Below are 20,896 nucleotides of genomic sequence, written 5' to 3' on the forward strand. Positions count from 1 at the left end.
CTCCGGAGTGGGGAGTGGAGCTGGGGGGTGTCTCTCTGCGACGTACTTGGTGCGGGTGTGGCGCTTATGGTGCGGGTATGGCATGGCCCGGTCAAGTGTTGGCCAAGAGGGCATGGCCGAAATCGGTCGCGCAGTGTACGCGCGCCCGCCATCGCGGACGTGAACCCGGACGAATTGCACCCGACGGTGTGACCGCCGCGTGCAAATATGCAATCTGCCGGGGGAGAGTGGGGAGTGCGCGCAAGAGGAGTCACACCCTCCGGGTCTCCTCGGACCCCCACACCCCAAGGACTGGCTGATCATGGGCGGATCAGCGCCACGAAGGGACCGTCAGCTGCCGGTCGAGACGACCAGCTTCGTCGACCGCCGCGACGAACTGGCCGAAGGCCGCGAGCTGTTGGCCCGCGCCCGCCTGGTCACGCTCACCGGCCCCGGCGGCGTCGGCAAGACCCGGCTCGCCGCGCGCCTCGCGACCCGGGTCGCCCGCGCCTTCCCGGACGGCGTGCGCTTCGTGCACCTCGCGGGCCTGCACGACCCGGCGCTCGTCCCGCTCGCCGCCGCCGACGCGCTCGGCCTGCACGACCACTCCCCGCAGCCGCCACTGGACGCCCTGGCCGAGCATGTACGCGACCGGCGGCTGCTTCTCGTCGTCGACAACTGCGAGCATCTGCTGCCCGCCTGCGCCGACCTCGCCGCCGCCCTGCTGCGCGGCACCATGGGCGTCCGTGTCCTCGCCACCAGCCGCCACCGCCTCGGCCTCACCGAGGAACACCTCCTGGACGTACGGCCGTTGCCGGTACCCGACCCGGACGGCGACCTCTCCGCCGCCGACGGCTACCCCGCCCTCGCCCTCTTCGCCGACCGTGCCGCCGCCGTCGTCCCCGGCTTCCGGCTCACCGCCGCCAACCGGGCCGCCGTGGCCCGGCTGTGCCGACGCCTCGACGGCCTTCCGCTCGCCATCGAACTCGCCGCCGTCCGGATGCGCGTCCTCGGCGTCGACCAGCTCCTCGACCGCCTCGACGACCGCTACCGCCTCCTGAACGCCGGCAGTCCAGCCGCCCTGCCCCGGCACCAGACCCTGTGCGCCGCCATCGACTGGAGCCACGAACTGTGCACCGAACGCGAACAGTTGGTGTGGGCGCGCGCCTCGGTCCTGGCCGGCAGTTTCGACCTGGACACGGCGGAATCCGTCTGCGCGGACGGCGGCGGCAGCGAGGTGGCGGTCCCCCAGGCCGGGGGGAGGGGGATAAGCGAGACGGAGGTCCCCCCGGCCGACGGCTGGGAGGGAAGCGAGACGGAGGTCCCCCGGGCCGGGAGCTGGGGGAGAGGCGAGACGGGGGTCCCCTTGGCCGGGGGCTGGGAGGGAAGCGAGATGGAGGTTCCCCGGGCCGGAGGTTGGGAGGGAAGCGAGATGGAGGTTCCCCCGGCCGGAGGTTGGGAGGGAAGCGAGACAGGGGTCCCCTCGGCCGGGGGCTGGGGGAGAAGCGAGACAGGGGTCCCCTCGGCCGGAGGTTGGGAGGGAAGCGAGGCGGGGGTCCCCCGGGCCGGGGGCTGGGGGACAAGCGAGACAGGGGTCCCCTCGGCCGGGGGCTGGGAGGGAAGCGAGGCGGGGGTCCCCCGGGCCGGGGGCTGGGGGACAAGCGAGACAGGGGTCCCCTCGGCCGGAGGTTGGGAGGGAAGCGAGGCGGGGGTCCCCCCGGCCGGCGGTCGGTTGAGGGTTGGTGCGCATGACGTTCTCGAAGCCGTTGCCGGGCTTGTCGACAAGTCGGTGCTGTGCCGGGAGCCGGGACCGGACGGCGTGCGCTACCGGCTCCTGTTCACGCTGCGCCACTACGGCCTGGTGCAGCTGCGCCGCCTGCCCGGCGAGGAGACCGCTGCCCGGCGCCGCCAGCGCGACTGGATGCAGCAGTGGGCCGCCGCCCGCGAACGCGCCTGGTTCGGCCCCGGGCAGCGCGAGACCGTCGCGAGGCTCCGCGCCGACCAGGACAACCTGCGCGCCGCCCTCGACTTCTGTCTCACCACCCCCGGCGAACGCCTCGCCGGGCTGCGGCTCGCGGGCACCTTGTGGTTCTACTGGCACGCCTGTGGCGCACCCCGCGAGGGCCGCTACTGGCTCGACCGCGCCCTCGCCGCCAACCCGGAGCCGACCCCCGAACGCGCCCGCGGCCTGTGGGTCGCCGGCCTCCTCGCGGCCGCCACCCAGGACCTCGCCCGAGGGCTGGGCCTCGCCAAGGACGCCCGCCGCCTCGCCCGTCACCTCGGTGACCCGGCCGAGACGGCCCATGCCGAATACGTCGTCGGCGTCCTCCAGCTCTTCGGCAACGACCTCCAGGCCGCCCTCGCCCACTTCGAGACCGCCGTCGCCCGCGGCCGCGTCCCCGGCCAGCACCTGAGCATGCACGGCCTCGACAAGGTCGAACTCGCCTGCGCACTCGCCCTGTTGGGGCAGGCCGACCGTGCCGTCGGGGTCTGCGATGCCGCGTTGCGCGACTGCGAGGAGCACCACGAGGACTGGGTGCGCTCCTACCTCCTGCGGATCCTCGCCCTCGCCCACACCGTCCGCCGGGACTGGTCACGCGCCGAACGGCACGCCCTCGACGCGCTGCGCCTGAAGCTCGACGTCAACGACGTCATCGGTATCGCCCTCACCCTCGACCTGCTCGCCGTGATCGCCGCCGAACGCGGTACCCCCGAACGCGCCGCCGCCCTGCTCGGCGCCGCCGACCGCGTCTGGGCCGACATCGACAGAGACCGCTGGGGCTCGGACGCCCTCACCTCCGCACGAAGACGGTGCGAGGAGGGGGTGCGCGCCACGCTGGACGGGCCCGCCTTCCAGCGGTCGTACGAACGCGGCAGTGCGTACGGCCTGACGGAGGCCGTCGCATACGCCCTCAGCGACGAACAGCCGCCGGACGAGACCACCGAACGGCCCTCGAACGGCGTCCGCCTCACCCGCCGTGAGGCCGAAGTCGCCGCGCTCGTCGCCGAAGGACTCGCCAACCAGCAGATCGCCGACCGTCTGGTGATCGCCCGCCGAACCGCCGAAGGCCATGTGGAACGCATCCTCAGCAAGCTCGGCTTCAGCAACCGCAGCCAGATCGCCGCCTGGGTGACGGCCCAGCGCTGAACCCGTCAGGATCCTCCCTCCCCAGACCTCGAAGGGAACCCGTGACCATCCATCCTGCCCCCGCCCACGGGGCGTTCGACCACCGTATGGCCGTCTTCGGCACGGACGACGCATTCGTCGCCGCCGCCCTCCCGTTCCTCACCGAAGGCCTCGGCGCCCCCGGCGAACCCCCGCCCGTCGCCATCGCCGCCCCCGGCAAGCTGGACCTCGTGCGGGACGCCCTCGGCGGTGACGCCAAGAACGTCGCCCTCATCCCGCACACCGAGTGGTACATCGGCTCCGCCGCCAACGCCGTCGCACAGAGCGCCGGTTACCTCGCGGCCCAGGCCGGGCCCGGCGGCCGTATCCACCTCCTCATGGAACCGATCTGGGACGGCCGCGCCGGACGCTCGCCGCGCGAGACCGCCGAGTGGATCCGCTACGAGGCCCTCGCCAACCTCCTCTTCGCGCCGCTCGCCACGACGGCCCTGTGCGCGTACGACACCCGCACCGCCGGAGCCGCCATCGTCGCCGCCGCCCGCCGCGCCCACCCCGGCACCGGCGTCTACGCGGACCCGGTCACGCTCGCCGGCGAGCTGGACGCCGTACCGCTGCCGGAGCCCCCGGCGGACGCGCAACTGCTCCACCACCCGGACCCGGACGCCCTGTGCGCCGGTGCGTTCGCCCGTGGACTGGCCACCGTGGACGCGGAGTTGTTCGCCGGCTGCGTCCTCGCGGCGGCGGCCTCGCTCGGACCGGTCACCGGCGCCCTGCTGTGGGGCACGGCACCGGCCTGCGTCTGCGAACTGCGCACCACACGCCGCGTCGCCGACCCGCTGGCCGGCTTCGTCCCGCCGCCCGACGGCGAACTCGGGCCGGAGCAGGGGCTGTGGTTCGCCCGGCAGGTGTGCGCGTACGTCGACGTGCGCGACGACGCGGAGGGGTCGACCGTACGCCTCCAGTACGCGTAGCCGTACGTCGACGCAGGTAGGGAATCAGGTAGTCCTCCCCGTGTGCGGTACACGCGGGGAGGCCACCATATGAACCATGCTGCAACTCTCCGGGTTCCCCCTCCCGGATCCTGGTCCCCGGTACGGCGCCAACCCCCAACCGCCCTTGGGGGCGGGCTACTTGAGTGTCGAGTACGAACCGTGCCCCATCGCGGTCCGCGAGGCTCGCGCGGAGGTCCGCAGGCAGCTGGAGATATGGGGACTGGCCGAGCGGGACGACGTGGCAGACACGGCCGAGCTGCTCGTCAGCGAGCTCGCCACCAATGCCGTACTGCACTCCGAGAGCCGGTTCACGCTCACGCTGACCGCGGCGCACGGTGTTCTGCGGTGCGAGGTCGCTGACGCGGGTCATGGGCAGCCACGCGTTCTCGACGCGGGTACGTCGGAGAGTGGCCGGGGGATGTTCCTCGTGGACGCGTTGGCGCTCCGCTGGGGGTGCCTGGATGATCGGGCGGGGACGACCGTGTGGTTCGAGCTCGGTACGTGTGCGTGTGCGTCGGGCGGTTCGTCCTGCCGGATGAGGTCGTCTGCGGGCTGCGGCTAGTCGGTGGCTGGTCGCGCAGTTCCCCGCGCCCCTGAGGTCGGTTCGGTCCCGCCCTCTTGTCTGTGCAGCCTTTTTGCGCTTTCTTGATCGGCATGGCTGAGACGACGGGAAACCAGGCAACGGGTGAGGCCACCAGCGCTCCCCGCAAGTCCAGTTGGAAGTACATCGGGCCCGGGATCGTCGTCGCGGCGACCGGTGTGGGGGCCGGGGACCTGGTGGCGACGCTGATCGCCGGCAGCAACTTCGGGTACACGCTGCTGTGGGCCGCCGTCATCGGGTGTCTGGTCAAGATCTCGTTGGCCGAGGCGGCGGGGCGCTGGCATCTGTCCACCGGGCGGACGCTGTTCGACGGCTGGGCGAGTCTGGGCCGGTGGACGACGTGGTTCTTCGTCGTCTACGTCGTGATCTGGGGCTTTGTCTACGGCGCGGCGGCGATGTCGTCGAGCGCGCTGCCGTTGCAGGCGTTGTTCCCGGACGTGATGGACCTGGAATGGTGGGCCATCGCGTGCGGTCTGGTCGGGCTGGTCTTCGTCTGGTTCAACAAGTACGCGGTCTTCGAGAAGGTCATGACGGTGCTGGTCGGCGTCATGTTCGTGGTGACCCTCTATCTGGCGATCCGGGTCACTCCGAACCTCGGGGACGCCTTCGCCGGTCTGCTGCCGGTGCTGCCCGACGAGAAGGACTCGATCCTCAACACGCTGGGCCTGATCGGCGGCGTCGGCGGCACCATCACGCTGGCCGCGTACGGCTACTGGGTCAACGCCAAGGGCTGGACGAACACCGGCTGGATGAAGGTGATGCGCCTGGACAACCGGGTCGCCTACGCCACGACCGGCATCTTCGTCATCTCCATGCTCTTCGTCGGCGCGGAGCTGCTGCACTCCGCCAACATCGCGATCGCCAGCGGCGACAAGGGCCTCATCCAGCTGAGCGACATCCTGGAGGCGGAGTACGGCACGGCGACGGCCAAGTTCTTCCTGATCGGCTTCTTCGCCACCTCCTTCACCTCCCTCATCGGCGTCTGGCACGGCGTGAGCCTGATGTTCGCGGACTTCGTGGCCCGGCAGCAGAAGCGCGAGCGGACGACGGGCGCGGAGGTGGCCTCCGGCGAACGTGAGCGGTCCTGGCCGTTCCGCGCCTATCTGCTGTGGCTCACCTTCCCGCCCATCGTCCTGCTCTTCCAGGGCGAGCCCTTCCGCCTCATCATCCTCTACGGCGTCCTGGGCGCGGCCTTCCTCCCCTTCCTCGCCGGCACCCTGATCTGGCTCCTCAACACCACGCGCACCCCGAGGGAGTGGCGCAACGGCTGGGTGAGCAACGGGATGCTCGCGATCGCCGGGCTGCTGTTCCTGGTGCTGTGCGTGAAGCAGATCTGGGACCAGCCCTGGTCGGAGTTCTTCTAGCCCCTGGCCGGCGGGTTACGGTGCGCCCATGCAGCAGCCCGATTCCGGCCCCCAGCAGCCACCACAGTCACCACCGCCCGGCTTCGGCCCGCCCCCGCAGCCGTACGTCTCCGCGCCGCCACCACCCCCGTATGCGCCCCACGCCGGGCCGGTACCGCCTCACCCGGTCCCCTCGGGCCCGGAGTTCCTGGCCGTGGACCGCCACAACTCCGTCGTCGTGGACTCCTCCGGGGTCTCCTTCGAGAACCACGGCATGACCCTGGAGCTGTCCTGGCCCCAGATCCGCAGCGTCCACTACAAGGCGAACGGCAACGCGCTCGTCGTCGGGGTCGTCCACGCCGACGGGCAGTTCTACGAGTGCGTGGTCGACGCCAAGCGCGGGGAGCGGCTGCGGGAGTGGTTCGGGCAGCTGGCGGGCGTGCTGGGGTACTACCGGCCCATGGGCTGACCTGATCGCCTAGACCAGGTCGGCCCACTTCGGGCTGAGGGCGATCGCCCGGAGCTCCTGCATCGTCAGGGCCGGGGTCTCGCGGCTGGGGGCGCTGTGCTGGTCGGCCTGGTTGAAGGCGCTGACCACCACGCGCAGACCGTCGGTCCGGAGGGTGTCGGCGGTCCACATGACGGCCCCGGAGACGTCCTTGTCGCCTCCGCTCTGCCGGGAAACGAACTTCGTGCCGTCGTCCAGTGTCTCGGCGTCCGAGCCGAAGAGTTCGCCCTCCACGTCCCCCATGCCGGGCTGCACATCGACCTGGACGTAGCTCTTGCCCTTGCCGTCGTCGAGGACGACATACGAGTAGTCCGTGCCCTTGGTGACCACCTCGACGTCCTTCGGGAGCAGTCCCGTGAGCGTCGCCACGATGGCGTCGGGGCCGGGGGCCGCAGGCGGCGTGCTCGTCTCCGGGGCCGCCGTGCCCTCGGGATCCTCCGGCATGGCGGCGATGGCGTACTGCCACGCAGCCGCGGTGACCACCTCTCTCAGCGTGTTTGCGGTCAGGGGCGGTTCGGGCCGGCTGATCGGCGCGCCCTTCTGGGCCGCGGAGTTCCACTCGCTCACGCTGACGTGGGATCCCTTGGGGGTGACGAACTCCGCGCGCCACAGCTTGGTGTCGACGCGGCGGTCCGGATACTCGTATCCCTGCAACACCATGAGCAGCGCGCCGCCGGGCAGCCGCTGGGTGAGGCAACTGTCGTGTGGTGTCAGCACCTTGTCCGGGCAGGTGGTCGCCTGGCGGGCCTGATCGCTGCCCGGCTCCACCCGGCCCAGGCTGACGTCGATCGCCGCCGGGCCCTTGCCGTCGTCGTACACGAGGTGGGCGTACGGTCCCGGCAGCTCGTCCGTGCCGCGCGCCTCCTCCCCGCTGAACTCGCCCTCGGGCAGCAGGCCCTTGAGCGACTTGAGCAGTTCGTCGCCGGAGACGGCAGCGGGCGCGGCCGACTCGGAGGACGCGGAGGCCGTGCGGTCGACCCCGACGGACCGCTGCCCGTCGCCGTCCCCGCCGCCCCAGGGCGCGACCACCGCCGCGCCCACCCCCACGAGCGCGATCCCGGCCGCGCTGCCGACCACCGCGCCACGGCGCCGCAGCCACAGCCGCCGCCCGCGGACCTGACCTGCGGCGGCGAGGGCGGCCCGGTCGGTGTCGAAGGAGTCGCCGGCCTGGCGCAGGGCGGTACCGAGCCGGTTCTCGAAGGGGTCGTGCTGATGTCCGAAGGGCATGGCAAACCACCTTTTCCACAAGGGTGTTGGTCAATGAAGTGCCGGAAGGGGGCTCAGGTCGCCGCGTACTCGCCCATGTCCTCACCGAGGAGTTCGCGCAGCCGGGCGAGGGCCCGGGTGCAACGCGTGCGCACCGCGGCCGAGCTGGTGTTCATCGCGTCGGCCGTCTCCTCGATGCTGCGGTCCTCCCAGTAGCGCAGGACGACCACCGCACGGTCCTTGGCGGGCAGCCGCGCGAGCGCCTCCAGCAGGGTCAGCCGGAGGGTCGTGTCGCCGTCGGCGGCGTGCGGCGGCTCCGGCAGGACGTCCGTGGCGCGCTCGGTGCTGCTGCGGCGCCGCTGATGGGCGAGGAACGTGCGGGTGAGAACGGTCTGCGCGTACGCCGCCGGGTTGCCGACCCGGGACACCCGCCCCCATCTGACGTACAGCCGCCCCAGGGTCTCCTGCACCAGATCCTCGGCGAGATGCGTGTCCCCCGCGGTCAGCAGACACGCGGACCGGTAGAGATGCCCCGCTCGTGCCGCCGCGAAGTCCGCATACTCGTCCGCGCGGACCTGTCTCATGTACTCCCCCATCGCCGGCCGTCACCCTATTGATGCGGTGGGCCCCGGGAAATGTTTCACCCATTGACACGGAGATGAGCTCGGCGCCGGTGACGGAAGGGGGGCACCCGGCACAGCGGCCGGGTGCCCCCCTCTCTCTCATCGGCTACGGCAGCCCGTGCACATGCGGTCCCACCGCGTTCGACCACGCGTTCCCCGCGGCCGCGTCCCAGTTGGTCGACCAGGTCATCGCGCCGCGCAGGTCGGGATACGTCCTGGACGGCTTGAAGGAACCGCAACCGGTGCCCTTCGCCAGACAGTCCAGCGCGCTGTTCACGACGGAGGGCGAGACATAGCCGCTGCCCGCGCCGCTGGTCGAGGCCGGCAGACCCAGCCCCACCTGGGACGGCGAGAGGCCACCCTCCAGCTGGATGCAGGCCAGGGCCGTCAGGAAGTCCACCGAACCCTGGCTGTAGACCTTGCCGTCGCAGCCGAGCATCGAACCGCTGTTGTAGTACTGCATGTTGACGACCGTGAGGATGTCCTTGATGTTCAGGGCCGTCTGGAAGTAGCCGTTGGACGTCGACTGCATGTCGATCGTCTGCGGGGCCATCGTGATGACCAGCGACGAGCCCGCCTGCGACGACAGCGAACGCAGCGCCTGCGACATGTAGGTCGCGTTGATGCCGTTCTCCAGGTCGATGTCGACGCCGTCGAAGCCGTACGTCTGCATCAGCGAGTACACGGAGTTGGCGAAGTTCGTCGCGGAGGCGGAGTCGTTGATCGACACCGTGCCGTTCTGGCCGCCGACCGAGACGATGACCTTCTTCCCGGCCGCCTGCTTCGCCTGCACGTCCGCCTTGAACTGGTCGACGGTGTAGCCGCCGAGCCCGGCCGAGTCCAGGTTGAAGGTCACCGCGCCCGGCGTCGTCGTCGCGTCCGCGAAGGCCACCGCGATGATGTCGTACTGGGACTGCACGTCCGACAGTTTCTGGACCGTGGCGCCGTTGTTGAAGTTCTGCCAGTAACCGGTCACGGCGTGCTTCGGCAGGGCCGGGCCCACCGGAGTGGCCGTCGTCCTCCCCGTCACCGCCGTCGACTTCACCGACTCACCGGCCGCGTTGGTCGCGGTGACCTGGAAGGAGTACGAGGTGGAGGCGGCCAGGCCGGTGACCGTGGCCGACGTTCCCGTCACCGCCGTCACCTTCGCACCGTCCCGGTAGACGGTGTAACCCGTCGCTCCCGAGACCGTGTTCCAGGCGAGGGACACGGAGGTCGAGCTGGTGCCCGACACGGACAGGCCGGCCGGCGCACCCGGAATCGTCGGCGCCGGATCGGTCCCGCCGCCCCCGTCCGGCCCGTACACGGACAGGTCGTCGACGTAGTACGCGGCCTGTCCGTACCAGCCGTGCGTGTACACCGTCACCGACGTCGTCGAGGCGCCCGTCGTGAAGGACGTCGTCAGCTGCTTCCAGCTCGTCGAGTCGGGCGTCCAGGTCGACACGTCCGTGGTACCGGTGCCGGTCACGCCCAGATACGAGTACCCGCCCTGCACCCAGGCGCTCAGCGCATACGTCGAGTTGGGCTTGACGGCCACCGTCTGGGTGCATCTGGCGTTGTCCTGCCCGGCCGGCGTCGCCTTCAGCGCGGTCGCGCCGGTGCGGACGGGGGAGGAGACCGTCGCACCGCTGCTCGCGGAACAGGTCCAGTTGCTCAGGCCGGACTCGAAGCCGGCGTTCTTGGCGTTGTTGACGTCGGCGGCGGACGCCTGGCCCGCACTGGTGAGGGAGAGGGCGAGGGCGGCGGTGACGGCTCCCGCCCAGAGTCGTATCGATCGTGTCTGTGGGGACATGACAACAAGTTGGTCCAGACCAATTGCGTTGTCAAGAGGTGCCGCCGAGATGCTCAACCTGCCCCGTTTTGACAGGTGTTGTGCAACGCCAGTTGCTTCGCAGCTACAGAAACGCTGTTCTCCGGTCATAGAGGCGTGGTTACAGTGCTCAGGTAGTCACGCTGTGAAGTCGACTCGGTGTGCCGGAGTAACACCGGCGGGCCGACAGGGGCGGGTGAACCGGGGAGCTGCACGTGCCAACTGCCATTGCCGTGACCAGTGCCGACCTGGCGCTGCCGGCTCACGACGAGCGAACCGTGCCCGCGGTCGTGCTCCAGGACCTGGACCGGCAGTCGCTGGACCGGTCGCTGGGCGCTGTGCAGACGCTGATCGACCAGCACGGGCATGTCATCGTCATGTGCTCGCAGGCGGTTCCCTCTGCCGTGGTGCAGCGGCTGCACACCGTACGGTCCCTGCTGGAGAGTGACCGGATCGCCCTGTTCCGTCCCCCGCTGCCCCCGCTCGGACTCGCTGTCCTGGCCCGTCAGTTGAGACAGCTCGCGTCCTGCGACCTCGGCCCGGGTGTGCTCGCCTCGGCCGGCCGGCTGCTCACGCACTACATCCACGCGGGCGCGCTGCTCGGCTCCGTCGCCCGCCTCGATCGCGTCCCCGTCGGCCTGAAGTCGCACGCCAAGTCCTGGGTGCCCGGCAGCCAGTTCGGAGTGATGGCCCATCCCGAGCCGCAACTGGTGAAGGTCGAGCCCGGGGCCGGGCTGACCGGCCCGGAGTTCGCCACCTGGATGCTGGTCGCCAAGGGCCAGTTGCAGTCGGACTGGGTCACGGAGAGCCTGGCGAAGTCCTGGCAGGTCCAGGGGCTGCGTGAGGCCGTACTGCCCGCCGAGTCCCCGCACTGGTGGGGGACCGGCAAGCTGATCGAGTTCTGTTCGTTCCTGCCCGACCTGTCGGTCCTCTATCAACTGGTCGCCTCGGTGCGGCAGAACGTCTGCCACTGGTGCGGCATCGACGTCATCGGCGACCGTTGTGTCTTCTGCTCCGCGACCCCACCCGTCCTCGAGAACCAGAACGGGAGCCCGAAGCAGATTCAGTACCAGAACCGGAAACAGATAACAGCAGGCTGAGCCCGCACCATCGCACCACCGCACCACTCGACTCCGCTCGACCTATACCCCCCAATGAGGTTGTACGGTTCATGAACTCCCGTCAGCGCCGCGGCGTGATACTCCTGCTCCTGTCGGTCCTGTGCGCCCTCGGCGCGTTCGCCGGCGTTCTCTCCGTCGTCAACGACGTGGAGTCCAAGGTCGGTCCCGAGGTCACCGCCTATCGGGTCAAGACGAACGTGAAGCCCTACGAGACCCTCAGCGCGGGCCAGTTCGAGAAGACCGAGATGCCCGAGCGCTGGCTGTCCGACACGGCCGTCACCGATCTGAGGCAGATCGACGGCAAGATCGCCGTGACGCCCCTCAAGAAGGGCTCCCTGCTACAGAGCGACATGATCGTCGACCAGCCCGCCCTCCAGCCCGGGCAGCAGGAGGTCGCCATCATGATCGACGCGGCGACCGGCGTCGCCGGCAAGATCACGCCGAACTCCACGGTCAACGTGTACGCCACCTTCGAGGGCGCGCGTGAGGGCGACCCCGATCAGTCCAAGATCATCGTGACGAACGCCAGGGTCCTCGACGTCGGCCGGCTCACCGCCCTCGAACCGGACGGAAACGACCAAACCCGGGACGCCACCGAAGCCGTCCCGATCACCTTCGCACTGTCCACCATCGACGCCCAGCGCATCACGTACGCGGAGTCGTTCGCCCAGCGGGTCCGGCTCGCACTGGTCGCGCCCGGCGGCGACACCACGGTCCCCGAGTCCGACCGGACGTACGAACTCGCGAAGGACAAGTGAGAGGCCCGCATGCCCACGAGGATCCTCCCGGCGGTCGGTGACGCGGACGCGGTCCGGTCCCTCACGACCCTCCTCAGCCAGCTCCCGGACGCCGAGCCGGTCGCCCCGGTGGTCGACTCCACCCAGCTCGTCGACACCCTCGCCCGCCTCGCCGCCGAGTCGGTCGACGAACTGCCCGAGGTCGTCGTCGTCCACGAGCGCATCGGCCCGGTCCCCGCGCTGGAACTGATCCGCGACGTCGCCCTGCGCTTCCCGGCCGTAGGCGTCATCCTCGTCACGTCCGACGCCAGCCCCGGCCTCTTCCAGGCCGCCATGGACTACGGCGCGCGGGGCCTTGTGGCGTTGCCGCTGAGCTACGAGGAACTGGCCAGCCGCGTCCGCGCCGTCGCCCAGTGGTCGGCCGGCGTACGGCGCCATCTGGGCGGCGCGGTCGACGTGTTCACCGGCGTGGGCGGCACGGTGGTCACGGTGAGCGGCGCGAAGGGCGGCGTGGGGACGACCCTGACGGCGATCCAACTGGCCCTCGCCGCCCAGGCGTCGGGCCGGTCGGCGGCCCTGGTGGACATGGACCTCCAGGCCGGCGACGTCGCCTCCTACCTGGACATCCAGTTCCGCCGCTCGGTCGCCGACCTCGCCACCATCACCGACATATCCCCGCGCGTCCTGGCCGACGCCGTCTTCCGCCACGACACCGGCGTCGCGCTGCTGCTCGCCCCCGGCGAAGGCGAACGCGGTGAGGAGGTCACCGACCGCGCCGCCCGCCAGATCGTCACCGCCCTGCGCGCCCGCTACGAGGTCGTCGTCATCGACTGCGGCGCCCAGGTGGGCGGCGCGAGCGCGGCGGCGATCGAGGCGGCGGACACGGCCCTGCTGGTCACCACCCCGGACGTGGTCTCCGTCCGCGGCGCCAAACGCACCGTACGCATGTGGGACCGGCTCCAGATCCGCAAGGCCGAGGAGACGACCGTCGTCGTCAACCGCCACACCCGCGGTACGGAGATACAGCCCCCGCTGATCCAGAAGATCACCGGGACCGCGCTGGCCGCCACGGCCGTCCCCGCCAACTTCAAGGAACTCCAGGCCGTGGTCGACGCGGGCCGCGTCCACGAACTCGACAACAGGAGCACGGTCAAGCAGGCCCTGTGGGGCCTCGCGGGTGAACTCGGCCTGGTGAACGTCCCCGAAGGCGACGCCCGGCGGGGCGGGCGGGGGGCGGTCGGCTTCCGGCGGCGGAAGGACGCAGGGGGATGAGGATCAGAGCGCGGGACGACGGTCAGGTCACCATCGAGTTCCTCGGCATGACCCCGCTGATCATCCTCACGCTGGTGCTGATGTGGCAGTTCGTGCTGCTGGGGTACACGTACACGCTGGCTGGGAATGCTGCGGATGAGGCGGTGCGGGCGGGGACGGCGGTTCCGGAGGGTGCGCGGCAGGCCGCGTGTCAGCAGGCGGGTCTGGACAAGCTGCCGGACGCGTGGAGCGGCGAGGTGGACTGCGGGACCGAGGGCGGTTTCGTCAAGGCCACCGTCACGCTCCATGTCCCCGTCCTCTTCCCGGGCTCGATCGGCTTCCCCTTCGACGTGGAGGGCCACGCGGGTGCCGTGGAGGAGGTGAAGGACTGAGATGTCGTACGACGGTAAGGGCCGCGATCGCGGTCAAGTAGCCATCGAGTACCTCGGCTTCATCCCGATCCTGATCCTCGTCGCGCTGGCGGGGGTGCAGATCGGGCTGATCGCCTACGCCGGACAGCAGGCCGGTACGGCGGCCCGGGCCGGGGCGCGTGCCGCCTCGCTCGACGAGAGCGCCCAGCAGGGCTGCGTGAACGCGATCAGCGACTGGCTGTCCGTCTCCTGTTCCGCGGCGGAGGGCGGCGACGAAGTCACGGTCACGGCCGTCGTCGGCATCCCGGACTTCGTCCCCGGCTGGGACTTCGGGGACGCCACCAAGACCGCCACCATGCCGCTGGACCACTGAGGAGTACGACGATGAGCCTGCGGTCCCGCATCAACACCCCGGAGGAGAACGGCAGCCGGGGCGAGGACGGCCACCTGGTCGCCTCGTACCGGGCGAAACTCCTGGAGGAGATCGACCTCGCGGAGATGAGCGCGCTCGCCATGGCCGAGCGCAGAGCGCGTCTTGAGCGCGTCCTCGGCCACATCATCAGCCGTGAGGGCCCGGTCCTTTCGACGGTCGAACGCGCGCAGCTGATCCGCCGCGTGGTCGACGAGGCACTCGGCCTCGGCATCCTGGAGCCGCTGCTCGAAGACGCGTCGATCACGGAGATCATGGTGAACGGCCCGGACGCGATCTTCGTGGAACGCGGCGGACGCGTCGAGCAGTTGCCGCTCCGCTTCCCCTCCCACGACCAGCTGATGCAGACGATCGAGCGGATCGTGTCGACGGTCAACCGGCGCGTCGACGAGTCGAACCCGATGGTCGACGCACGGCTGCCGTCCGGTGAGCGCGTGAACGTGATCATCCCACCGCTGTCGCTCACCGGCGCCACCCTCACCATCCGCCGCTTCCCCCGCTCCTTCACGCTCCAGGAGCTGATCGGCTTCGGCTCGCTCGACGAGCACATGCTGTATCTGCTGGCGGGGCTGGTGCAGGCACGGTGCAACATCATCGTCTCGGGAGCGACGGGCACCGGAAAGACAACGCTGCTGAACGCCCTGTCGGGGCTCATCCCCGAGACCGAGCGCATCATCACCATCGAGGACTCGGCGGAACTCCAGCTCCAGCAGTCGCATGTGATCCGCCTGGAGGCCCGCCCGCCGAACGTGGAGGGCAAGGGCCACGTCACCATCCGCGATCTGGTCCGCAACTCCCTGCGGATGCGCCCGGATCGCATCGTCGTCGGCGAGGTCCGCGGCGGCGAGTCCCTGGACATGCTCCAGGCGATGTCGACGGGCCACGACGGCTCCCTCGCCACGGTCCACGCCAACAGCGCGGAGGACGCGCTGACGCGCCTCCAGACCCTCGCCTCCATGTCGGACGTGGAGGTCCCCTTCGTGGCACTCCACGACCAGATCAACAGCGCGGTCGACGTCATCATCCAGCTCACCCGCTTCCCGGACGGCGCCCGCCGCATCACGGAGATCGCGATCCTCGACAGCCACGGCGGCGAGCCGTACCGCATCGCGACGGTGGCCCGCTTCGACGCCCAGCCGATGACCCACGACGGCCGGGTCCACGGCAGCTACACCCACTTCCCGCTCCCGCGCCGCACGGCCGACCGCCTCTACATGGCGAGCCAGCCCATACCCCAGGCCTACGGCGTCGCCCTCACGCCGGCTCAGCTGTCCACCCGAGAAGCCAGGTAGGACCCTCCCGATGGAACTCGACACCCTAGTCACGCTCACCACCGGCACAGCGCTGCTGACCTGCGTTCTCTTCGTGGTGGGCCTGCACTTCTACGCGGCAGGCAAGGCGCAGCGGGCGGCCCTCGTGGAGCGGCTGTCGGCCACCGGCCAACTGCCCGTCGGCCGCCGGCGCCGCTTCCGGAACATGGACCGCCGGCTGCGCCGTACGAAGCTGGGCAAGGACCTGGAACTCCGTCTGGCGGCCACGGGCCTGGACGTCACCCCGGGCGAGTTCTTCGCCTACATGCTCGCGACGGTCGCGGGCCTGTGGCTGATCGGCCAGGCGACCCTGGCCCCCTTCTTCGGCCCGCTGGCCGGAGCGCTGGGGGTGTGGGTGGCGATCCAGTTCCTCAACTGGCAGCGGCAGAAGCGGATCGAGAAGTTCATCAACCAGCTCCCGGAGCTGGCCCGCATCCTGGCGAACGCGACACAGGCGGGCCTGGCGCTGCGTACGGCGATCGGGATGGCGGCGGAGGAGCTGGAGGCGCCGGCCGGGGAGGAACTGGGGAAGGTGGCGAACCAGTTGGCGGTGGGCGCGTCGATGGACGACGCGCTGGGGGAGCTGGCGGATCGGCTCCCCTCACGTGAGCTGGTGGTCCTGGTGACGACCCTGGTGCTGTCGAACCGGGCGGGCGGTCAGGTGGTGAGCGCCCTGCGGAACCTGACCGAGACGCTGGAAGAGCGCAAGGAGACGAGGCGCGAGGTCCGTACCCAGCTCTCCCAGGTCACCATGACGTCGTACGCCGTCCCCGCGCTGGGCGTGGGCGCGCTGTTCCTGATGAACGGGGTGAAGGACGGGGCCCTGGACCGAATGACGGGCTCACCGATGGGACAAGGGGCGGTGATCGTCGCGTTCGCGCTGTACGCGATCGGCTTCATCATGATCCGCCGGTTGTCGCGGATCGACGTCTGAGGCGGGGGAGAAGGACATGGCACTCCTACTGGCCCTGCTCATGGGCCTCGGCATCTGGGGCGTCTTCGCCGGCATCCGCATGTACCGCGCGGACGCGAAACTCCCCAGCGACCTGGCGCTGGCCCTGGAGGTCGGCGCCACCAGGACGGGCGCGGTCGACTCCCTGATCGACCGCCTCGGCATGCGGTACGCGCCCGCGGTCCTCCGGCTGATGGGTCCGAAGCAGGTGGCCAAGTACCGCCGCAAGATCGACCTGGCGGGCAACCCCGGCGGCCTGACCATCAACCGCTACGCGGCACGCAGGGCGGTCTACGGCGCGCTGGGCGGCGTCGGCTGCCTGGTGTTCGTGCTGCGCGGCCAGTACCTGGTGGCGCTGCTCCTGCTCGCCTTCGGGGCGTTCTGGACGGAGGTCGGAATCTGGTCGGCGATCCGTATCCGCAAGGACGTGATCGAGCGGACGCTGCCCGACTTCCTGGACGTCCTGGCGGTGGTGGTGAGCGCGGGCTTGGGCTTCCGCCAGGCCCTGGACCGAGTCGCCTCCCGGTACGAAGGCCCCTGGGCGGACGAACTCCGCATCACGCTGCGCCAGATGGACCTCGGCATGAGCCGCCGCCAGGCCTTCGCGGAACTCAGGCGACGCAACGACTCCGAGCAGGTCGCGATGTTCGTGACGGCGTTGCAGCAGGGGGAGGAGCTGGGTGCGCCGATCGTCGACACGCTGGTGTCGCTGGCCAAGGACATGCGCCGTACGGATGCGCAGAACGCCCGCCGCAAGGCGGCCAGGGCCGTCCCCAAGGCCACCTTGATGATCACCACCTTCATGGTGCCGGCCACGATGATCCTGCTCGGGGCGGGGTTGTTGCTCGGGTCGGGGACGGACTTCGGGTCGATCACAGGGGAGTAGAGGGGGCGAGGGGCATGGCTACGACGGAACAGGGCGGCGGGGGCCCGCTCGGCATGCTCGGCCTGCTCGGCCCGCTGGGTCTGCCACGACTGCTACGTCGCCGCCGTCGGAATCGGCCGCAGGGGACACCGGCACCAGTACCGGCACCAGTACCCGCACGAGTACCCGCACTGGAAGTCAACGCCCTACAGGCGATGTGCCGCCAGGTCTTCGCGTTCCGCCTGGCCATGATCGCCCTGGCCTCTCCCTCGGCCCTCCTCAACGCGGCCCCCGGGCTGGGCGTCCGCCTGGTGGGCGCAGCGGTGGTGGTCACCTTCATGGGCTCGTACGTCCTCTTCAGGGACTGGGAGCGCTTCGGCCCGCTCCTCCTGCGCCACCCCTCCCTCCTGGCCATCGACACCCTCTTCGGCTCGCTCCTCCTGATCTCCGCCGGCCCGGACACACCCCTCGCGTACGTCAGCATCGGCACCCCCCTCCTCGCCGGCATCGTCTACAGCTGGCGGGGGGCCGCGGTCTTCGCCAGTCTCCAGTCCCTGATCCTCCTTCTCGTCCACGCAACGGGACCCGACACACAAGCAGGCGTCGCGGAGACGGCCTTCCTCCCCGGCCTCTGCGTCATCGCGGGCGCGGTCGGCTCCTCCCTCCGCACGCTCCTCCTCCGCTTCGGCACAGCGACAACGGCCCTGACGGCAACCCAGGCGCGGCTGGCCGTGACGGAGGCGGTGAGCGCGGAACGGGCCCGTCTGGCACGTGAGATGCACGACTCGGTGGCCAAGACCCTGCACGGAGTGGCCCTGGCCGCGGACGCCCTGGCCGCCTCCGCGGACTCGCCCAACCCGAATCCGGCCCTGATCAAGCAGCAGGCGGAACTGGTGTCCCGCTCGGCCCGCAGAGCGGCAGCGGAATCCCGAGACCTCCTGGCCGACCTGCGCCGAGAGACGGACCCCACGGACGTGTTGACGGAACTGGCGGCCCGCACCCAGGACTTCACCACCCGAACGGGCTTGCAAGCCACCTACCACGCCACAGGGGACGCCCCCGTCCCCCCGATCCCCCCGGCGGTGGCCCGCCAACTCCTCACCATCGCCACCGAGGCCATGGAGAACGCCCACCGCCACGCATCACCGACCCACGTCGTCGTAAAGGCAGGAGTCCACGGCGACCTCCTACTGGTCACGATCTACGACGACGGGCGCGGCCTCCCTCCCGACACCACCCTCGACCAGCTGCGCCAGGCCGGCCACTTCGGCCTGCTGGGCATGGTCGAACGCGCGACCTCGGTGGGAGCCCACCTCCACATCGGCCGAGGCGACCACGCACGAGGCACGGAGGTCCGCCTGGAACTCCCCCTGGCGGCCCTGACGCCACAGAGCAGCACACGAAAGGAGGCCGCCTGATGCGGGTATTGGTGGCGGACGACAACCCAGTGGTCCGAGCCGGCCTCACCGCACTCCTGTCCGGCCGCGAGGACATCACGGTGGTGGCGGAGGCCGCGGACGGCCGCGAGGCGTGTGAGGCGGCCGACGAACACCGCCCTGACGTGGTGCTGCTGGACGTCCGCATGCCCGGCGTGGACGGCATCTCGGCACTCCCGCACCTGGTCCGGATCGCTCCGGTGATGATGCTCACCTACAGCGGCGAGTCACAGATAGTCCAGGAAGCCCTGCGCAGGGGCGCCAACGGCTACCTGGTGCACGGCGAGTTCACGGCGGACGAACTGGTGGCAGCCGTGCGGGACATCAAGCGGGGAAGGCCGCACTTCACGCCCACTGCGGCGGGTGCGTTGCTAGAGCAACTTCGCGCAACGGCAAAGGATGTTGGCACTCCAGGCCTACCCGAAGGCCTGGGGGAAGCGATTTCCCCCAAACGCCTTTCGCAACTGCAACCAACTGTGGGACAGTCTTCATCGGGATGGTCCGACAGGTCGCGGTTCCAACTCAGCGCAAGGGAGGCGGAGATCATGGACCTCATCGCATCGGGCATGAACAACCACCAGATCGCCGCCGTCTGCTTCATCAGCGAGAAGACGGTCAAGAACCACATCAACCGCATCTTCGCCAAGCTCCACAGCACGAGCCGCGTTCAGGCTGCTGTGAAGTGGTTGGGGGTGGCCTGAAGTGGCGCGTTGGGGGGTTGGTGGTAGGCGGAATTGGGCCCTGGGGCCCTCGGCGGATCGACGTGTTCCGCCTTACGGTACAAGCACCACAGCCGTGACCGGAGGGGACCACCATGAGCAACTGGATCAACACGACCGTCTCGTACGTCCGCGCTCGCGCCGCCCGGAACGACAAGGGGCAGACGGCGGTGGAGTATCTGGGGATCATCGCGGTGGTTGTGGCGATCGTGCTGGCGATTACGGGGACGAGTATCGGTCAGACGATCTTCGATGCGATCGCGACCAAGATCACCGAAGTCACTGGCGGCTGATGCCGCCCCGAAGGCACGATGACGCAGGGCAGGCCTTCCCCATCTACATCACGGTGGTGGCGGGCCTGCTTTTTCTCGCGTTCGCTTACCTTGCGGTCGGCCAGGCAGCGGCGAACAGGAACGGTGCTCAGACGGCGGCTGACGCGGCCGCACTGGCGGCGGCCCAGGATCGTCGGGACCAGCTCGCGGGGCAGTGGCTGGAGAACGTACTCGACCCGGATCTGTGGCAGGACATCTTCAACGGAGATGTGACGGGGCTCGATCCGTCATGCTGGCGTGCTGAGCAACTCGCCGCACAGAACAATGCCGGTGTCGACGTTTGTGACCTGGTGGGGGTGTTGGGCTACAGGGTCGGCGTCAAGACAGACAAGCCCGTCGGGGATTCCATAGTTCCCGGCACCGAGGGCACGTACTCGACGGCGTTTGCCACTGCTGTGATCGATCCGCTCTGCACGTTCGAGCTTCCCGGCGAGGACGCCGGGGACGACGTACTGCCCCAACTCAAGTGCAAGGACGGCGGGATCTGGGAGGACCTGGACCCGGACGACCCCACCAGTCTCCCGGGCCCCGAGGACCTCTTCGACGTCCATCTGGCTGATGACTGACAAGTGAACGACGAGTGGTGAGGGAAGCAGAGTCATGAGCATTCGGTTCACAGCCAAGGCCCGCAGGGGGATGGTCGCGTTGACCGTCGCGGCCGGACTGGCCGTCGGCGTGACGAGCTGCGGCGGCGGAGGCGACGAGGGCAAGAAGCCGGAATCGTCGGCTCCGGCATCCAAGAGCAGCGGATCCGCCCCGAGCGCTCAGGAGGGGCAGTCGGACGTGCCCTTGGCCGAATTGAAGGGGCCTGACGGTCTGCTGTTCCAACTCACCTCGGCCGAGCGGGACTCCGGGGGGTTCGTGACCGTGAATGGCGACTTGAAGAACGACGGCAACGAAACGCTCACCATTCCTGCCGCGCTGAGCGGCAACGAGACCGAGATCATCAGGAACGGCCGCTCGTTCGGCGGTGCCACACTCGTGGATTCCAAGGGGAAGAAGCGCTATTACGTTCTGCGCGACACCGATGGCCGCCCCCTCACCACGACCGGGATAACGTCCGTCAAGTCGGGTGAGACCGTGCCGGTGTTCCTGCAGTTCCCCGCACCGCCCGCCGATACGACCGAAGTTTCCTTCCAGCTGCCCATGTTCGCCACCGCCACCATCACGATCTCCGGGTGAG

General features: G+C 70.0%; 21 protein-coding genes. 18 read left to right on the forward strand and 3 right to left on the reverse strand.

Annotated features, from left to right (window positions below; genetic code table 11):
* Nucleotides 1-301: 301 nt before the first annotated feature.
* The 5 genes from KCH87_RS48940 to KCH87_RS09780 all read left to right on the forward strand — a co-directional run bounded on the left by KCH87_RS48940 (nucleotide 302) and on the right by KCH87_RS09780 (nucleotide 6,511).
* On the forward strand, nucleotides 302-3,127 hold the full coding sequence (locus tag KCH87_RS48940; protein ID WP_247196002.1) for a LuxR C-terminal-related transcriptional regulator: 2,826 nt from the start codon (nucleotides 302-304) through the stop codon (nucleotides 3,125-3,127).
* A 41-nt stretch (nucleotides 3,128-3,168) separates the two neighbouring features.
* Nucleotides 3,169-4,077 carry an MEDS domain-containing protein gene (locus KCH87_RS09765; RefSeq protein WP_308298796.1) on the forward strand — a complete coding sequence of 303 codons (909 nt, stop codon included), beginning with the start codon at nucleotides 3,169-3,171 and terminating at the stop codon, nucleotides 4,075-4,077.
* Between the two features lie 76 nt (nucleotides 4,078-4,153).
* Entirely contained in the window at nucleotides 4,154-4,660 is a 507-nt protein-coding gene (locus tag KCH87_RS09770; RefSeq protein ID WP_210585560.1) for an ATP-binding protein, read from the forward strand.
* A 92-nt stretch (nucleotides 4,661-4,752) separates the two neighbouring features.
* Nucleotides 4,753-6,063 carry an Nramp family divalent metal transporter gene (locus KCH87_RS09775; RefSeq protein ID WP_210585561.1) on the forward strand — a complete coding sequence of 437 codons (1,311 nt, stop codon included), beginning with the start codon at nucleotides 4,753-4,755 and terminating at the stop codon, nucleotides 6,061-6,063.
* Between the two features lie 28 nt (nucleotides 6,064-6,091).
* Nucleotides 6,092-6,511, forward strand: a complete 420-nt coding sequence (locus tag KCH87_RS09780) for a hypothetical protein (protein ID WP_210585562.1) — start codon at nucleotides 6,092-6,094, stop codon at nucleotides 6,509-6,511.
* Nucleotides 6,512-6,520: 9 nt separating this feature from the next.
* Here KCH87_RS09780 and KCH87_RS09785 read toward each other — a convergent pair whose 3' ends face one another.
* The 3 genes from KCH87_RS09785 to KCH87_RS09795 all read right to left on the reverse strand — a co-directional run bounded on the left by KCH87_RS09785 (nucleotide 6,521) and on the right by KCH87_RS09795 (nucleotide 10,171).
* Entirely contained in the window at nucleotides 6,521-7,777 is a 1,257-nt protein-coding gene (locus tag KCH87_RS09785) for a hypothetical protein (RefSeq protein ID WP_210585563.1), read from the reverse strand.
* A 53-nt stretch (nucleotides 7,778-7,830) separates the two neighbouring features.
* Nucleotides 7,831-8,340: a SigE family RNA polymerase sigma factor gene (locus KCH87_RS09790; protein WP_210585564.1), complete on the reverse strand. Its 510-nt coding sequence runs from the start codon at nucleotides 8,338-8,340 to the stop codon at nucleotides 7,831-7,833.
* 145 nt (nucleotides 8,341-8,485) lie between these two features.
* Nucleotides 8,486-10,171 carry a chitinase gene (locus tag KCH87_RS09795; RefSeq protein WP_210585565.1) on the reverse strand — a complete coding sequence of 562 codons (1,686 nt, stop codon included), beginning with the start codon at nucleotides 10,169-10,171 and terminating at the stop codon, nucleotides 8,486-8,488.
* Between the two features lie 233 nt (nucleotides 10,172-10,404).
* On the opposite strand from KCH87_RS09795, the gene KCH87_RS09800 reads away from it, so the two are divergent.
* From KCH87_RS09800 to KCH87_RS09860, 13 genes are all read left to right on the forward strand, one after another.
* Nucleotides 10,405-11,289: a hypothetical protein gene (locus tag KCH87_RS09800; RefSeq protein WP_210585566.1), complete on the forward strand. Its 885-nt coding sequence runs from the start codon at nucleotides 10,405-10,407 to the stop codon at nucleotides 11,287-11,289.
* A 71-nt stretch (nucleotides 11,290-11,360) separates the two neighbouring features.
* The gene (gene cpaB / locus KCH87_RS09805) at nucleotides 11,361-12,068 is read left to right on the forward strand and encodes a Flp pilus assembly protein CpaB (RefSeq protein ID WP_210585567.1); all 708 of its coding nucleotides are present in this window, start codon (nucleotides 11,361-11,363) and stop codon (nucleotides 12,066-12,068) included.
* Between the two features lie 9 nt (nucleotides 12,069-12,077).
* Entirely contained in the window at nucleotides 12,078-13,319 is a 1,242-nt protein-coding gene (locus KCH87_RS09810; protein WP_210585568.1) for an AAA family ATPase, read from the forward strand.
* Complete coding sequence (locus KCH87_RS09815; protein WP_210585569.1) at nucleotides 13,316-13,690, forward strand: TadE/TadG family type IV pilus assembly protein; 375 nt, start codon at nucleotides 13,316-13,318, stop codon at nucleotides 13,688-13,690. The genes KCH87_RS09810 and KCH87_RS09815 overlap by 4 nt, the downstream gene beginning before the upstream one ends.
* Before the next feature lies 1 nt (nucleotide 13,691).
* Nucleotides 13,692-14,042: a TadE/TadG family type IV pilus assembly protein gene (locus KCH87_RS09820; protein WP_210585570.1), complete on the forward strand. Its 351-nt coding sequence runs from the start codon at nucleotides 13,692-13,694 to the stop codon at nucleotides 14,040-14,042.
* An 11-nt stretch (nucleotides 14,043-14,053) separates the two neighbouring features.
* A complete protein-coding gene (locus tag KCH87_RS09825; RefSeq protein ID WP_210585571.1) occupies nucleotides 14,054-15,391 on the forward strand; it encodes a CpaF family protein in 1,338 nt (445 codons plus the stop codon).
* Between the two features lie 10 nt (nucleotides 15,392-15,401).
* Nucleotides 15,402-16,343, forward strand: a complete 942-nt coding sequence (locus KCH87_RS09830) for a type II secretion system F family protein (RefSeq protein WP_210585572.1) — start codon at nucleotides 15,402-15,404, stop codon at nucleotides 16,341-16,343.
* Between the two features lie 16 nt (nucleotides 16,344-16,359).
* Nucleotides 16,360-17,247 (forward strand): DUF5936 domain-containing protein, encoded by an 888-nt coding sequence (locus KCH87_RS09835; protein WP_210585573.1) that lies wholly within the window; start codon nucleotides 16,360-16,362, stop codon nucleotides 17,245-17,247.
* 14 nt (nucleotides 17,248-17,261) lie between these two features.
* Nucleotides 17,262-18,644 carry a histidine kinase gene (locus KCH87_RS09840; protein ID WP_308298797.1) on the forward strand — a complete coding sequence of 461 codons (1,383 nt, stop codon included), beginning with the start codon at nucleotides 17,262-17,264 and terminating at the stop codon, nucleotides 18,642-18,644.
* Nucleotides 18,644-19,363, forward strand: coding sequence for a response regulator transcription factor (locus KCH87_RS09845; protein ID WP_210585574.1), 720 nt, complete (start codon nucleotides 18,644-18,646; stop codon nucleotides 19,361-19,363). Before KCH87_RS09840 ends, KCH87_RS09845 begins: the two co-directional genes overlap by 1 nt.
* A gap of 113 nt (nucleotides 19,364-19,476) precedes the next feature.
* Complete coding sequence (locus KCH87_RS09850; protein WP_210585575.1) at nucleotides 19,477-19,674, forward strand: Flp family type IVb pilin; 198 nt, start codon at nucleotides 19,477-19,479, stop codon at nucleotides 19,672-19,674.
* Entirely contained in the window at nucleotides 19,674-20,279 is a 606-nt protein-coding gene (locus KCH87_RS09855) for a pilus assembly protein TadG-related protein (protein ID WP_210585576.1), read from the forward strand. The genes KCH87_RS09850 and KCH87_RS09855 overlap by 1 nt, the downstream gene beginning before the upstream one ends.
* Nucleotides 20,280-20,313: 34 nt before the next feature.
* Entirely contained in the window at nucleotides 20,314-20,895 is a 582-nt protein-coding gene (locus tag KCH87_RS09860; protein WP_210585577.1) for a hypothetical protein, read from the forward strand.
* Nucleotide 20,896 lies beyond the last annotated feature (1 nt).

The sequence above is a fragment of the Streptomyces sp. GESEQ-35 genome, assembly GCF_017948485.1.
Taxonomy (GTDB): Bacteria; Actinomycetota; Actinomycetes; order Streptomycetales; family Streptomycetaceae; genus Streptomyces.

Coding starts and splice junctions, on each gene's coding strand:
- KCH87_RS09835 (WP_210585573.1), top strand. CDS start 16,360: ATGGCACTCCTACTGGCCCTGCTCATGGGCCTCGGCATCTGGGGCGTC.
- KCH87_RS09850 (WP_210585575.1), top strand. CDS start 19,477: ATGAGCAACTGGATCAACACGACCGTCTCGTACGTCCGCGCTCGCGCC.
- KCH87_RS09785 (WP_210585563.1), bottom strand. CDS start 7,777: ATGCCCTTCGGACATCAGCACGACCCCTTCGAGAACCGGCTCGGTACC.
- KCH87_RS09795 (WP_210585565.1), bottom strand. CDS start 10,171: ATGTCCCCACAGACACGATCGATACGACTCTGGGCGGGAGCCGTCACC.
- KCH87_RS09810 (WP_210585568.1), top strand. CDS start 12,078: ATGCCCACGAGGATCCTCCCGGCGGTCGGTGACGCGGACGCGGTCCGG.
- KCH87_RS09855 (WP_210585576.1), top strand. CDS start 19,674: ATGCCGCCCCGAAGGCACGATGACGCAGGGCAGGCCTTCCCCATCTAC.
- KCH87_RS09840 (WP_308298797.1), top strand. CDS start 17,262: ATGGCTACGACGGAACAGGGCGGCGGGGGCCCGCTCGGCATGCTCGGC.
- KCH87_RS09830 (WP_210585572.1), top strand. CDS start 15,402: ATGGAACTCGACACCCTAGTCACGCTCACCACCGGCACAGCGCTGCTG.
- KCH87_RS09790 (WP_210585564.1), bottom strand. CDS start 8,340: ATGAGACAGGTCCGCGCGGACGAGTATGCGGACTTCGCGGCGGCACGA.
- KCH87_RS09780 (WP_210585562.1), top strand. CDS start 6,092: ATGCAGCAGCCCGATTCCGGCCCCCAGCAGCCACCACAGTCACCACCG.
- KCH87_RS48940 (WP_247196002.1), top strand. CDS start 302: ATGGGCGGATCAGCGCCACGAAGGGACCGTCAGCTGCCGGTCGAGACG.
- KCH87_RS09820 (WP_210585570.1), top strand. CDS start 13,692: ATGTCGTACGACGGTAAGGGCCGCGATCGCGGTCAAGTAGCCATCGAG.
- KCH87_RS09770 (WP_210585560.1), top strand. CDS start 4,154: ATGCTGCAACTCTCCGGGTTCCCCCTCCCGGATCCTGGTCCCCGGTAC.
- KCH87_RS09825 (WP_210585571.1), top strand. CDS start 14,054: ATGAGCCTGCGGTCCCGCATCAACACCCCGGAGGAGAACGGCAGCCGG.
- KCH87_RS09815 (WP_210585569.1), top strand. CDS start 13,316: ATGAGGATCAGAGCGCGGGACGACGGTCAGGTCACCATCGAGTTCCTC.
- KCH87_RS09845 (WP_210585574.1), top strand. CDS start 18,644: ATGCGGGTATTGGTGGCGGACGACAACCCAGTGGTCCGAGCCGGCCTC.
- KCH87_RS09860 (WP_210585577.1), top strand. CDS start 20,314: ATGAGCATTCGGTTCACAGCCAAGGCCCGCAGGGGGATGGTCGCGTTG.
- cpaB (WP_210585567.1), top strand. CDS start 11,361: ATGAACTCCCGTCAGCGCCGCGGCGTGATACTCCTGCTCCTGTCGGTC.
- KCH87_RS09775 (WP_210585561.1), top strand. CDS start 4,753: ATGGCTGAGACGACGGGAAACCAGGCAACGGGTGAGGCCACCAGCGCT.